Raw genomic sequence first — 12,967 nt, forward strand, 5'->3', positions numbered from 1 at the left:
GGCCGAGATTATGTGACGACCCTAGACCGAACAATGTTTGAATTGTACTGTCACAAAATGTTTTTCGCGGCGGTCACCGAACGACTCTCCGACGCCAGCGCCCGGGGCCTGGCCGAAGCGGTCAGCCGCGCGGTCGGCGACGGCGCCCTGACCGGCGGGACCAGACTTCCGCCGGTCCGGTCGGTCGCCACCGGGCTGCAGCTCTCCCCCAGCACCGTCAACTCGGCGTGGCAGCTCCTGCGCCGGGCCGGAACCATTCGCACCGACGGCCGCCGCGGCACCGTCGTCGCCACCCCCGGCACCGGCGGCCCCGGCCGATATCGGGCAGCGTTGCGGCAGACCACCAGCTTCGGGCTGGACCTGTCCACCGGCGTCCCCGACCCGGCACTCCTCCCCCGGCTACCCGACCTGCGCGGCCTCTCCCCCGCCCCCAGCAGCTACCTCGACGAGCCGGTGCTGCCCGAACTGGGCGCCCTGCTGCGCTCCGCCTGGCCCTACCCACCGGAACGCCTGGCGATCTTCGACGGCGCGATGGACGCCGTCGACCACGTCGCGTCCGCCCTGCTCCGCCTCGGTGACCTGGCCCTCGTCGAAACCCCGTGCTTCCCGCCCCTGCTCGACCTGCTCGACACCCTCGGCGTGCGGGTCGCCGGCGTCGCCACCGACGAGGCCGGGATGCTGCCCGGCCGGCTCGCCACAGCCCTGGCCCGGCGCCCCACCGCGGTCTTCCTCCAGCCGCGCGCCCTCAACCCCACCGGCGCGTCGTGGTCACCGTCGCGGTCCGCCGCACTCGCCGCGGTCCTCGCCCAGGACCCCTCGCTGTACGTGGTGGAGGACGACTCGGCCGGGGACCTCTCCTCCGGCCCGCTGCTGTCGATCGGCACCCACCTTCCCAGGCAGACCGTGCACGTGCGCAGCTTCTCCAAGAGTCACGGCCCCGACCTGCGCCTCGCGGCGGTCAGCGGCCCGGCCACCCTCCTCGACCCGATCCTCGAACGGCGGCTGCTCGGCCAGGGCTGGACCAGCCGCCTCCTCCAGCATCTGCTGCTCACCCTCCTCACCGACCCTTCGTCGATCGCCGCGGTGTCCGCCGCCCGCGACGAGTACGCCCGCCGGCGCCGCCTGGTCACCACCACCCTGGCCGCATCGGGCGTGGTCCTGCCTCCGGGCGAGGGCTTGAACATCTGGCTCCCGGTGGCCGACGAACAGGCCGCCCTGCTCAGCCTGGCCAGCTCCGGCATCGGCGCGGCGGCCGGCACCGCTTTCACGGTGGGCCCCGCCATGCCACCCCACCTGCGGGTCACCACAGGCCTGATCACCGAAGACCACACAGCCGTGGCCGAACGCCTGTCCCGAGCCGCCCGAGCAGCCACTCCTTCGATACCTCGTTGACCCATACGAACTTGATACGCGACACGTGTGCATGCGACGCTGATCGCCATGAGCGCATGCGACACTTTGCCCATGAGCAAGGTCACGCTGGACGATCACCACGGCCCCTGGACCGAGGAGGAGTACCTGGCGCTCGATGAGACGGATCAACGCATCGAGCTGCTCGACGGGAGCCTCTGGGTGAGCCCAGCACCGAACGGACCACATCAAGACATCAGCGTGCGCCTGGCGGCCGAACTTCTCCCCCTGTGCGACAAGGCGGGTCTCCGGGTCCGCCCTGACGTGAACGTCCGCCTTCGCACCGGCCGGATCATGCAGCCTGACCTCATCATCTCCCGAGGTCCGCGGGTCGTGACCGTCACCGACGCGTCCGACGTCCTCGTCGTCTGCGAGATCACGTCACCGAGCAACGCGACCACCGACCGTGCCCTGAAGAAGCAGCTTTACGCCGAGGCCAGGATCAAGTGGTATCTCCTCATCGAACCGGAGATGACCGACTATGAGTCGGTGACGCTTCACCTGTTCCGGCTGGAGGCGGACGGCTACTCCACCTACGCGGTAGCCCGGGGCGACGAAACCCTGACCCTGGACGAGCCGTTCCCGATCAGGATCGAAGCGAACCGGCTACTCGGCCTCTGATCACCGGCCGACTGCGTCACCACCGGCTCTGCCACCGGCCGGCTCTGCTCATCTGGCCGGCACGAAACTGTCGAAGACCAGTTGCAGGTCGTCGCGGGAGTCGTCCCAGGCGCTGTCGCTCGTCTCCCACCAGAAGCCGTAGGCCTTGTCGTCGGCGACCACCGTGCCCCGGTTGTTGACGTGCCGGCGGCTGCCGTTCCGGTTGAACGTGAACTCCCAGTCGGCAGCCTTCCGGAAGTAGTCCACCGACTCGATCTTGATTTCCTTGTAGCCCGGGAAGTCCCCGCGCGAAGTCCGGTAATCGGCCTGCCCACGCCAGTCCTTCACCGGATTCGACTTCGGCTTGTCGGTCTGGTCGATACCGAGAACCTTGTTGTCGCCGCGGAAGTACACCATCGTCCGATCCTGCGAACGCGTCCAGCCCTCCGGCACGTACACCGCGAACCCGGTCTTGTCCTTGTACTCCCGCCACCCGTCCGGTAGCTCGGGCCGCCCACCGTCCGGTTCCTCGCTCGGTTCGGCGCTCGGTTCGGCGCCGGCGACCGGGCTCTCCCCCGGAATCGTCCCCGCTCCCGACGCCCCCGGGTCCGCCCCGGAGGCCCCCGGTTGCGCCCCTTGAAGCGCGTCCGGCCCCGCCGACGCCGGGTCACCACCGGTCCCGGCGCTCACTGCCGCACTGGCTCCAGCGGTGGCGGCGGGTTTCGGCCCAGCTTCGGGAGCCCCGTCCCCCGAGCCGGCCCGAACAGCCCACACAGTCCCGGCAGCGAGCACCACAGCCAGCACCGCCGCGGCCACCAGCACCCCACGCCGAGGCCGCCCACTCCCCACAGCGGCACCTTCACCGCTCACGCCGCCAGGCGGACCCCACACACCCCCGGCCCGCCGAGGCCCAGGAACAACCCCCACCCCGACAGCTGTCAGCCCACCGCCCCGTTCACCGCCCGGATCAGCCGCCGGATCGATGTCCCGGCTGACCGACGGCGCACTGTCCACATCGATCCGCGTGGCGGTCAGTGCCGTCCCGGCGTCCTCGGCCACGTCCTGTCGTACCGCGGACCCAGTTTCCGGCCCCGCAGATGCCTCCCCCGGCTCACCGCGCCCACCGATGTCCCGGCCGTCGCCATCCCGCCCGCCAACGCCCGGCTCGTCAGCACCAGGCTCCTCAACGCCCGGCTCCTCAATGCCCGGCTCGTCAGCACCCGGCTCGTCAGCACCCGGCTCGTCAGCGCCCGCCCCTTCCGTGTCCGCCCGGCCCGCGTCCGCCCCGTCCGCGCCCGGCCCTCCTACGTTCGACCCCTCGGTGCCCGATTCGACTGGACCGGTCCCGGCAACGCCCGAGCCGCCGGCAGCCCGCCCCGCAGCAGCCCGCCCCGCGGCATCCCGCCCCGCAGCAGCCCGCCCCGCGGCATCCCGCCCCGCGGCATCCCGCCCTGCGGCATCCGGTCGGTCAGCATTCGAGCTCGGACCGCCGGCTTCCGGGCCATCGGTCCGCCCGTCGGTATCCGGCTCGGTAACGCCCCGGCCTTGGTCAGAGCCGGCATCGTCCTGGACAGCGGCATCGTTAGCCGCCGGCTCCCGATCGACGATCTCCGCCCCGGCCGCGCCCGTGGCTGCGCTCGCAACAGCGGGCCCCGCGGCGGCACCACGGCTGGCGCTGCCCTGATCGACAGTATTCCGGCCGTCCGCACCCGGGTTGGCATCCGATCGGCCGCCGGCACTCCCCGCTGTCCCGTGGTTCTCGGCATCGCCGGCCGCCGCGGGCTGCTCGGTGACCGGCTTCGCCGACGCCGACCCGGACTCTCCCTCTTCGCGGGCACTGACGGCGCCTGAGCCGCTGGTGGACCGTTGCCGGGGGATCCGGAACACCGCGGCGAGACCGGCCAGAGCCCCGCCCGATTTCACGGGTGGTGGAGTCTCGCCCGAGTCGGAGAGCCCGTCGAGAATCGTGCGGGCCAGGCTCTCGGCGTCCTCAGAGGTCATCCGTGTCGTCGGGTCCTTGCGGAGCAGCCCGTCCAGCAGCGGGCGCAGCGCACCCGTGTGACGAGGCGGATCGGGCTCCTCAGTGGTGAGGGCGGTGAGCGTCGCCATCGTCGAACCCCGCTGGTAGGGCGCCCGCCCTTCGATCGCCGCGTACAGCGTGGCGCCGAGCGACCACAGATCGGCCTCGGGTCCGCTGGTGCCGTGCTGCGCCCGCTCCGGCGCCATGAACTGCGGCGACCCCACCAGGATGTCCGACCGGCTGATCACTCCGTCGTCGTCGACCGCCGCGATGCCGAAGTCGGTGAGAAGCACCCGGCCGTCGTCGGCGAGCAACACGTTCGCCGGCTTGACGTCCCGGTGCTCCACGCCGAGGCGGTGGGCGGTGCGCAGCGCGCCGATCAGGTCAAGCCCGATCCGGGCGACCCGGTAGGGGTCGAGTGGCCCCCGCTCGGCGATCTCCTCCCGCAGCGAACGGCACGGCACGTACTCCATGACGATCCAGGTGCGATCGTCGAGCTGGAGCACGTCGTACACCTGAACGACGTTGGGGTGGTTGATCCGGGCCGCCGCACGCGCCTCCCGCAGGGTCCGCCGCGCCGCGGCCCCGCCGTCACTGCCGATCGGCTGGTCGAGCTCCTTGATCGCGACGTCGCGTTCCAGGGTCTCGTCCCGGGCGAGGAGAACCTGGCCCATTCCTCCTCGGCCCAGGCTCTCACCGAGCCGGTATCGTCCGGCGAGCAACACGGGCGCATCAGGCATGCGCACCGTTATACCCGCCGAGCGCACCGGTAATGCGAACCCCCACCAGCACCATGCCGCAAAACGGGCACCCACCGCCCGCTCGTGACCGGCCGTCGGACACCGGCCACGGACAACGGTTCCCGTCGTGGCACGCCGCCCCGAATGGAAGCCCCCACCCCTCGGACGCCTACCGCGCACACGGCCCCGGTCAAGGCCGCTCCCCCGCACGCGATCCCGGTCAACGGACACCTGACACGCTCGCGATCCCCGGCCATCGGGCACCTGACACGCTCGTGGTTCCCGACCATCGGGCACCGGCTGAACGGCATATCCGGTCATCGGGCACCGGCCGGGCGGCGCACGAAACGGGCCGCCGGGATCGTCGCCGCCGCCAGCGCGAACAACAGGCAGGTGAGGACTGTCGCGCCGGCCATCGGCCAGGAGATCAGGACCGGCACATGATGCCCGACCTGTTCGGCCAGCGACCGAGCCGACCCGGCGATCGCGATCAGCCCCGCGAGGCCGCCGAGCAGGGAACCGATCACCACCGCCAGCGTCGTCTCCAGGGCCACTGCCCGGAGCACCTGCCCGCCGGTCGCCCCGGACAGGCGTAGGACCCGATGGTCCGGACGCCGCCCGCGTGCCGTCATCAGCATCGTGTTCACCACGGCGAGGGCACCGGCACCGGCCGAGACGATCAGCAGAAGGACGGTGAACGTACCGATCAATCGGTCGTCGTCGGCCTCGATCTGCCGGGATAGGTTCGCCGGATCGGTCCGGACCGATCCGGCGGCGGGTGTGCCGTCCGGCGCCGAATAGACCGCGGGGGCCAGGGCCGAGGGGTCGTGTCCGCGTGCCTCGTCCCGGTTCACCACCAGCGCCGCGGTGAGCGGGCCGGGCGGCGCCACCCCCGCGACGCGCAGCACCTGTGTCTCACCGTCACCCCAGGTCACGGTGACCGTCTCGGCCGACGGGGTGGGCAGCAGCGCCGTGCCGGGTTCCACCTCGCCGAGCCCGGTCGCCGTCGTGGCCCGGCCGTCGAGGTAGACGACGCTGTCCAGTGGCGCCCGCCCGGCGATCCCGTCGTGCAGGCCCGGGGTGCCGTCGGGCATCAGGATCGCACCGGGTGGCATGAGGGCGCTCCGCTCGATGTCCCAGGCCGCGGCCGAGGTCCGCACCGTCCCGGTGACGAACACCGCGAAGGCGACGGTGAACAGCACCGGGGCCGCGGTGGAGGCGGTGCGGCGCACAGCGGTGCGGGCACTCTCCCGTGCCAGGGTCGCGATGACTCCGGGCAGTGGCGCCAGCAGCACCCGGATGAGCGCGGGCACCACCGCCGGGGCGAGCAGTGCGGCCGCCGCGATCAGTGCGATGGCGCCGAGCAGTGCGTAGCCGCCCAGATCCCGCATCTCCTCGGCCGTCGCGGCAGCGGCCCCCGCGCTGACCGCGGCGACGACCGCGGCAGAACCGGCGACCCATCTGGTACGGCTCATCGCGCGGCGCTCCAGTTCGGCGGCCCGCAGGGTTTCGAGGGGACTGATCCGGGACACCCGGCGAGCCGCGCCGACGGCTCCGAGCAGGGCGATCAGCGGTCCGGAGGCGAAAGCGACGGCCAGCACCCACGGCTCCCAGTGCACGGTGTAGCCGACCGGTTCGAGTCGTTCCCGCACCAGCACCGAAGCCAGTGGCAGTGCGATCAACGCGCCGAGCGTCACGCCGGCCGCGGCCGCCCCGGCACCGAGCAGCAGCGCCGACCGGTAGAGCATGCCGCGCACCTGGCGCGGAGTCGCCCCGACGGCCCGGAGCAGGCCGATCTCCCGGCGCCGCTGGTCCACTTCGTAGGCCGAGGTGGACCCGATCAGGAAGATGCAGGCGAATGCCGCGACGGCCGCGGTGGCGGAGAGCACCTGCATGCCGATCCAGCGGATCCTGGCGTCGTCCCGGGCCTCGGCCGACCCACGGTCGTCACCGGTCAGGACCGTGCCGTCGGCACCGATCGCGGTCCGCAGAGCTGCGGGGTCGGGATCACCGGTGACTCCGATGTGGCGGACACCCGGGGCCAGCGCGGCGGCCGCCGGCTCCGGCAGATGGACGCCGGGCAGCTCGGTGTGCCCGGCGACCCGCCACTGAACCTCACCGGCCCCGGTGAGCAGGGTGATCGAACTCCCGATGGGGAAGCCGAGGTCCTCGTCGACGACTGCACCGCCCGGGTCCGGCCCGTGCCAGGCGTGCCCCCGTGTCACGCCCGGCACGGGCTGCCCGTCGCGCAGCGGCTGAGCGTAGAAGTCACGGTCGACCGCCACACCGGTCACGCCGGGGACCTCGCGGAGCCGCTGGACCAGTGCGGTCACCGTCTCAGCCGGCCAGGGGACCGTCTCGGCGAACTCGCTCGGCCCGTTGGCCGCGGCATTGCTCTGGATCACCGCCGTAGACCCGGCGAACCGGTCCGGCACCCGTGGACGTGCCGAGGTGAGCAGGAGCAGGAATGTGGTGACGAGGAGGGTGCCGAGAAGGACCGCGACGAGGGTGCCCAGCCGGTCGCGGGTCAGCACGACCGCTCCAGCACGGTCATCCGATCGGCGACCGAGGCGGCGTCGGCACCGGTCAGCTCGTCGGCGATCCGCCCGTCGACGAGCAGCACCACGCGGTCGGCGACGGCGGCGGCGACCGGGTCGTGCGTCACCATCACCACGGTCCGTCCGTGCCCGTCGACGAGTTCCCGCAGCAGAGTCATGACCTGCTGGGAGGAACGGCTGTCGAGTGCGCCGGTCGGCTCGTCGGCGAACAGCACCGCCGGACGGGTGAAGAGCGCCCGGGCGATGGCGACCCGTTGCTGTTGGCCGCCGGACAGCTCGCGTGGCCGGTGCCCGGCCCGGTCGGCCAGGCCGACCGCGGCGAGGGCGGAGCGGACCGCCGATCCGTCCGCCTTCCGCCCGGCCAGCCGCACGGGCAGGGCGACATTCTGCGCGGCCGTCAACGAGGAGACCAGGTTGAACTCCTGAAAGACGAATCCGATCCGGTCGCGACGAAGCCTGGTCAGTGCGGTCTCACCCAGATCCCGCAGGCGGGTCCCGGCGATCGTCACCTGCCCTGTCGTCGGCGTCTCCAGGCCCGCCGCGCAGTGCAGCAGTGTCGACTTGCCGGAGCCGGACGGCCCCATCACCGCGGTGAAGGTGCCGTCGCCGAAACTCGTGGTCACACCACCCAGAGCGGTCACCGTGCCGGCTCCGCCATCGTATGTCTTGCCCAGATCGTCCAGTTCGACTGCCATGCGATGACGATCCCGCCGGAGGTGCCGAAGTGTCATCGAGCCTGGGTATGGGTTCGGAATCGCCGTGTCATACCCGGGTATGACTACTGTGGGCTGACGCCAACGGAACCGTCGATGGCTAATCTCGCCGGTATGCCCGTGCAGACGCCTCTGGTACAGCGCTTGGGCCCGGCAGCACAGCGGGCTCTCGACCTGGCCATCGCCCTCGCCTCCGGCGTCCTCTGCTGGTATGCGGCAGCCTCGACGTCTCCTCTCCTGGTGCCCGAGCCACCATGGCTGGCGGTGGTCGCCGGAGTGCTGTTCGGGGCGCCCATGCTGATCCGCCGCCGCCGGCCGGTCGTGGTGGCCGTCGTCATCGCCGTCGTGACGGCGCTGGTGCTCGCCTCAGGCGTCATCCCCGACTACGCCTCGCCCGCCCCGGTGGCTGTCGCCGGCGTGGCGGCGTACACGGTGGGGCGTCATGTGGACGGCAGCCCCGGGGTGCGGAGCATCCTGGTCATGATGGGGTTCCTGGTCGCCGGCACAGCCTTCAGCAGTGGCTCGGCGGAGTCGCCGGGTCTGGCCGGGATCGTCGTCGCGCTGAACGCGTCCGGCGCCGCCTGGGCGATCGGCTGGACGCTGCGGGAACGCCACAAGCGAGCCGAGCAGGCCATCACGGAGAACACCTTGCGGGCGGTGGCCGAGGAGAGACTGCGCATCGCCCGCGACATGCATGACACCATCGGCCACAGCCTGAGCCTCATCGCGGTGAAATCGGGGGTGGCCAATCATGTCGCCCGGGAGCGGCCGGAGGCGGTTCTCGACGCTCTCGCGGTGATCGAGGCGGAGAGCCGGGGAGCCCTCGCCGAGCTGCGCCGGGTGGTCGGTGCGCTGCGGACCGAACCCGACTACACGCCCGCACCCACCCTGGCGGACCTCGGGCGGCTGGCCGGCAACGCCGAGTCCGCCGGCGTGTCGGTGCGGCTGACGGTGGACTGCGCCGGCGATCTACCGGCGCCGGTGGCGCTGACCGCCTACCGCATCGTGCAGGAGTCCCTGACGAATGTGGTGCGGCACGCCGCCCCCGCCTCATGCCGGGTCGAGGTGGAGACCGCCGACGGCACCCTGCGCATCTCGGTCGAGGACGACGGGACCAGGCACTCCACGATGACGCCCGGCGGCGGCACGGGCCTGGTCGGGATGTGCGAGCGGGTCGCGGCACACGGCGGCACCTTCAGCGCGGGCCCACAGAGCGGCGGCGGTTTCGCCGTCGTGGCCACGCTCCCTTATCAGGATGTCGCATGACACCGGACCCCGATGTCGTACGCGTGATGATCGCCGATGATCAGGCCCTGCTACGGGCCAGTTTCCGGATGCTGATCGAGACCACGCCGGGGCTGGTCGTCGTCGGGGAGGCGGCGTCCGGCAACGAGGCCGTCGAGGTGGCACGCCGCCAGCAGCCGGACGTGGTGCTGATGGACATCCGGATGCCCAACGGAGACGGCATCGAGGCGACCAGGCGGATCTGTGGCGCTGCCGAGACGCCGGCGACGCGGGTGCTGATCCTGACGACGTTCGACTACGACGAGTACGTGTTCGGGGCTCTCCGGGCCGGGGCCAGCGGATTCCTGCTGAAGGACGTCGTGCCACAGGACCTGATCACCGCCGTCCGGGTGGTCGCCTCCGGGGATGGTCTGCTCGCGCCGGGGATCACCAGGCGGCTGATCGCCCATTACGCGTCGCTGCCGGAGGAGCCGGCCCGGGAGGCCGCGATACTCGGCAACATCACCGACCGGGAGCGCGAGGTCCTCATCCTGGTCGGCGCCGGGCTCTCCAACACCGAGATCTGCGATCGCCTACGGGTGACCCAGCCGACCGTGAAGAGCCATGTCGGGCGGTTGCTCGCCAAGCTTCAGGCCCGTGACCGCGCGCAGCTGGTGATCGTCGCCTACGAGACGGGGCTCATTGTGCCAGCGCGCTGAGCAGGTGTTACCCGGTTACGAGGCTAGCGGGAGGGGTGATTAGTCAGGATTGGTGGGGGTATGCCTTTCGGGATGACCGTGCAGGACGGAGGGGACGATGACCCATACAGACGCGCGAACGGATCACGCCTCGGCCGCTGAGCTGGTGAGCCGGCTCAGCGGACAGGTGACGACGCTGGTTCGGGACGAACTGGCGCTGGCCCGTCTCGAGATGGTGGAGAAGGGCCGGCGAGCCGGAAAGGGCGCGGGCCTGCTCGGCGGGGCCGGAGTGGTCGCGATGTACGGGACGGGTGCCCTGGTCTTCACCGCCGGTGCGGCTCTCTCGCTGGTCATGCCGGTCTGGGCGGCCGCCTTGACGGTGACCGTGGTGTTGCTCGCCGCCGCCGGAATCGCCGCGATCGCCGGCAAGAAAGAGATCGGCCAGGCGGTCCCACCGACCCCTGAGGCCGCGATCGCCAGTGGGCGGCGGGACATGGACGAGTTCATGATCGCGGCCCGGCGGGAGAAGCAGCCATGAGTGCTCCCAACCGCAACCGCCCCGAAGCCCGCCCCTCCTCCGAACGCCCGCGCCCCGGCCCACCCGCCGCCACCCGGACACCGGGCGATCGGCCACAGCCGGGCAGCCGCCCGGCGGCACCGAGCAGCCCACAGTCAGCCACCCGCCCGACAACGCCTGGCGGCCCGAGCAGCCCACAGTCAGGCACGCGCCCAGCAGCGCCTGATGGTTCCGGCAGGCCACAGCCAGGTGCCCGCCCAACAACGCCTGGCGGCTCAAGCAGCCCACAACCGGGCACGCGCCCGGCAGCGCCTGATCGTTCCGGCCGACCACAGCCGGGCACCCGTCCGGCGGCGACTGGCGGCCCACGTGCGAGTGCCTCGCAGTCCGGTCCGGCTGACAGTGCGCCGTCGGCACCGACCCCGGCGGACATGCCGAACGCGGCACACGACAAGACGCCAACTGATACGCAACACGCCACGCACACCACGACGCCGAACGCGACACAGGCCAAGACACCAGCCGATATGCCACACACGACGCACACCGAGACGTCGGCCGATACGCAGCGCCCGGCGCACGCCAAGACACCTGCCGATCCGACGCACGCCAAGACGTCGGCCGATACGCAGCGCCCGGCGCACGCCAAGACACCTGCCGATCCGACGCACGCCAAGACACCAGCCGATATGCCACACGCCACGCACACCGAGACGTCGGCCGATACGCAGCGCCCGGTGCAGGCCAAGACGCCTGCCGGTCCGACGCATCCCAGGACTCCGGCCGATATGCCCGCTAAACCGTCGGCCGGGACGTTGGCTGACATGCCGACCAAACCGCAGGCCAAGACGCCAGGTGATCGGGGGGCCTCGCCGAGCGCGCGTCCCGAGCCGGGACGCGCTGCCAGTGGAAAGCCCTCGGCCGGGCGTAAACCCTCGCCGGGTGCCGGTGCGACCACCGCGAGCAGCCCGGAACCGCGGGGGCAAGGTGTGGCCGACGATTCTTCGGCGGGGCGAGCGCGAGCAGGAGGTGCGAGGGGTTCCGAGGCCGTCCGTGATTCGGCGACCGACAGCGGCACCATCGGCGGAACGACGTCGAACGGTGGAAGCAAAGCGGATGATGCCGATGCGGGCCGGGTTACCGCTACCGGCCGGGCGACGGTTCCGACGCCCGGCACGCGACTTCCCGATGCGGTCAAGAACCCGAAATCTGATCCGGTCAAGGGCCTGGAAACTGATGCGGTCAAGAACCCGGAACAAAAGGGTGAGCCGGTGAGTGCGGCAGGCACGGCCGGTATCGCCAAACCGGCCGGTAGCACCAAGTCAACCGGAACAACCGGGGCTGACGAATCAACGGGAACCAACAGACCAACGGAAACCAGCGGGCCAATGGGAACCAGCGGAACCGCTGCGGAGAAGTCTGGACAGGCGGCCGAGGTGGCGGGCAAGACACGTCAAGCCGTTACCGGGAAGAACTCGGCTGTCGAGGCGGAACCGAAGATGACCGGTGGGATGACCGTTCCTGTCGGCGAGGCTGTCGACAAGGTGCGGCAGGTCGCTACGGAGAAGACCGCGGCGGCCGGTGAGGCTGTCGAGAAAGCCCGGCGGACCGTCGCTGAGAAAGCGGTACCTGTCGCTGAGGCAGCCGGGAAAGTCCGGCAGAGCGCCGCCGACAAGGCGGCGTCCATCGCTGAGAAAGCGGCGTCCGTTGCCGAGAAGGCGGCGCCTGTCGCTGTGGCTGCCGGTAAGGCTCGGCAGGCCGCTGCCTCCGGGGTCGGTGGGCTGACGGAATCCGTGGTGGCGGCGGCTGGGGAACTCCGGAAGAACGTGGCCGGCAGGGGCGAGAACGAGGCCGGCGGGGGCCGGGTCGATGCCGCGGAGATGCGGCAGGCCACGGCGGAGACCGGGGCTCGGCTCGGGGAGACCGCTGCCGATGTGGCGGAGCGGGCCGGAAGTGTGGTCGGGGCGGTTCCGGAGCGGGCCGTTGATGCTCTGGGGGTGGTTCGGGATCGGGCTTCGGCGGTGATCCGGCGGACTGATGAGCGGCAGCGGTATGCCCTGGCCGGGGCGGTTGTGGCGGCGGCGGCGATCGTGGTGGTTCTGGTTCGCAGGATGCGCTGACGGGTCGCGGAGGATCGGTGTCCCATCGCCACTCGCGATGGGACACCGTGGCGTGCTTCGGCGGCAGAGGTCTCCACAAGAAGAATGAAGCCGAGGCCGGCACACCTGGGGCCGAGACACGGGGCGGCACGGCGAGGCAGACCGGACCACGCGAAGAGAGAACCGGGCAGAAGAACGGGCCGGACAGAAGAGCGAACCCGGCAGCAGAACAGACCGGGCGGAAGAGCGAACCCGGCAGTAGAACAGGCCGGGTAGAGGAGCGGACCGCGCGGCGTGGCGGGCCCACCGTCACCGCCGCGCGCGGGAGGCGCCGGACCGCGGGCGAGAACCATTCCACCGCAGGCAGACGTCGTCCACCGGCCACAAC

Annotated in this window: 9 protein-coding genes; 6 read left to right on the plus strand and 3 right to left on the minus strand. The window is 71.6% G+C overall.

Annotation, left to right across the window (positions count from 1 at the left end; all coding sequences use genetic code 11):
- Positions 1 to 57 precede the first annotated feature (57 nt).
- Together ACQ0O7_RS28395 and ACQ0O7_RS28400 are read left to right on the plus strand one after the other, a co-directional pair.
- Positions 58 to 1,392: an aminotransferase class I/II-fold pyridoxal phosphate-dependent enzyme gene (locus ACQ0O7_RS28395; RefSeq protein WP_430786143.1), complete on the plus strand. Its 1,335-nt coding sequence runs from the start codon at positions 58 to 60 to the stop codon at positions 1,390 to 1,392.
- Between the two features lie 27 nt (positions 1,393 to 1,419).
- Positions 1,420 to 2,031, plus strand: a complete 612-nt coding sequence (locus tag ACQ0O7_RS28400; RefSeq protein ID WP_430786145.1) for a Uma2 family endonuclease — start codon at positions 1,420 to 1,422, stop codon at positions 2,029 to 2,031.
- Positions 2,032 to 2,079: 48 nt separating this feature from the next.
- Here the strand turns inward: ACQ0O7_RS28400 and ACQ0O7_RS28405 are convergent, their stop codons facing one another.
- The 3 genes from ACQ0O7_RS28405 to ACQ0O7_RS28415 form a co-directional block, all read right to left on the minus strand.
- A complete protein-coding gene (locus tag ACQ0O7_RS28405) occupies positions 2,080 to 4,770 on the minus strand; it encodes a serine/threonine-protein kinase (protein ID WP_430786147.1) in 2,691 nt (896 codons plus the stop codon).
- Between the two features lie 317 nt (positions 4,771 to 5,087).
- Complete coding sequence (locus ACQ0O7_RS28410; protein ID WP_430786149.1) at positions 5,088 to 7,304, minus strand: FtsX-like permease family protein; 2,217 nt, start codon at positions 7,302 to 7,304, stop codon at positions 5,088 to 5,090.
- Positions 7,298 to 8,023, minus strand: coding sequence for an ABC transporter ATP-binding protein (locus tag ACQ0O7_RS28415; RefSeq protein ID WP_430786151.1), 726 nt, complete (start codon positions 8,021 to 8,023; stop codon positions 7,298 to 7,300). The genes ACQ0O7_RS28410 and ACQ0O7_RS28415 overlap by 7 nt, the downstream gene beginning before the upstream one ends.
- A gap of 132 nt (positions 8,024 to 8,155) precedes the next feature.
- Between ACQ0O7_RS28415 and ACQ0O7_RS28420 the strand changes: the two genes are divergently transcribed.
- The 4 genes from ACQ0O7_RS28420 (at position 8,156) to ACQ0O7_RS28435 (ending at position 12,600) form a co-directional block, all read left to right on the plus strand.
- Positions 8,156 to 9,307: a sensor histidine kinase gene (locus tag ACQ0O7_RS28420; protein WP_430786153.1), complete on the plus strand. Its 1,152-nt coding sequence runs from the start codon at positions 8,156 to 8,158 to the stop codon at positions 9,305 to 9,307.
- Complete coding sequence (locus tag ACQ0O7_RS28425) at positions 9,304 to 9,984, plus strand: response regulator (RefSeq protein WP_430786155.1); 681 nt, start codon at positions 9,304 to 9,306, stop codon at positions 9,982 to 9,984. The genes ACQ0O7_RS28420 and ACQ0O7_RS28425 overlap by 4 nt, the downstream gene beginning before the upstream one ends.
- Before the next feature lie 97 nt (positions 9,985 to 10,081).
- The gene (locus ACQ0O7_RS28430) at positions 10,082 to 10,501 is read left to right on the plus strand and encodes a phage holin family protein (protein ID WP_430786157.1); all 420 of its coding nucleotides are present in this window, start codon (positions 10,082 to 10,084) and stop codon (positions 10,499 to 10,501) included.
- A 410-nt stretch (positions 10,502 to 10,911) separates the two neighbouring features.
- Positions 10,912 to 12,600: a hypothetical protein gene (locus ACQ0O7_RS28435; RefSeq protein WP_430786159.1), complete on the plus strand. Its 1,689-nt coding sequence runs from the start codon at positions 10,912 to 10,914 to the stop codon at positions 12,598 to 12,600.
- The last annotated feature ends 367 nt before the right edge of the window (positions 12,601 to 12,967 follow it).

Origin of the sequence: Actinoplanes sp. G11-F43 (genome assembly GCF_050589265.1) — a bacterium.
In the GTDB taxonomy this organism is placed as follows: domain Bacteria; phylum Actinomycetota; class Actinomycetes; order Mycobacteriales; family Micromonosporaceae; genus Actinoplanes.

Coding starts and splice junctions, on each gene's coding strand:
- ACQ0O7_RS28420 (WP_430786153.1), top strand. CDS start 8,156: ATGCCCGTGCAGACGCCTCTGGTACAGCGCTTGGGCCCGGCAGCACAG.
- ACQ0O7_RS28425 (WP_430786155.1), top strand. CDS start 9,304: ATGACACCGGACCCCGATGTCGTACGCGTGATGATCGCCGATGATCAG.
- ACQ0O7_RS28430 (WP_430786157.1), top strand. CDS start 10,082: ATGACCCATACAGACGCGCGAACGGATCACGCCTCGGCCGCTGAGCTG.
- ACQ0O7_RS28405 (WP_430786147.1), bottom strand. CDS start 4,770: ATGCCTGATGCGCCCGTGTTGCTCGCCGGACGATACCGGCTCGGTGAG.
- ACQ0O7_RS28435 (WP_430786159.1), top strand. CDS start 10,912: ATGCCGAACGCGGCACACGACAAGACGCCAACTGATACGCAACACGCC.
- ACQ0O7_RS28395 (WP_430786143.1), top strand. CDS start 58: ATGTTTTTCGCGGCGGTCACCGAACGACTCTCCGACGCCAGCGCCCGG.
- ACQ0O7_RS28415 (WP_430786151.1), bottom strand. CDS start 8,023: ATGGCAGTCGAACTGGACGATCTGGGCAAGACATACGATGGCGGAGCC.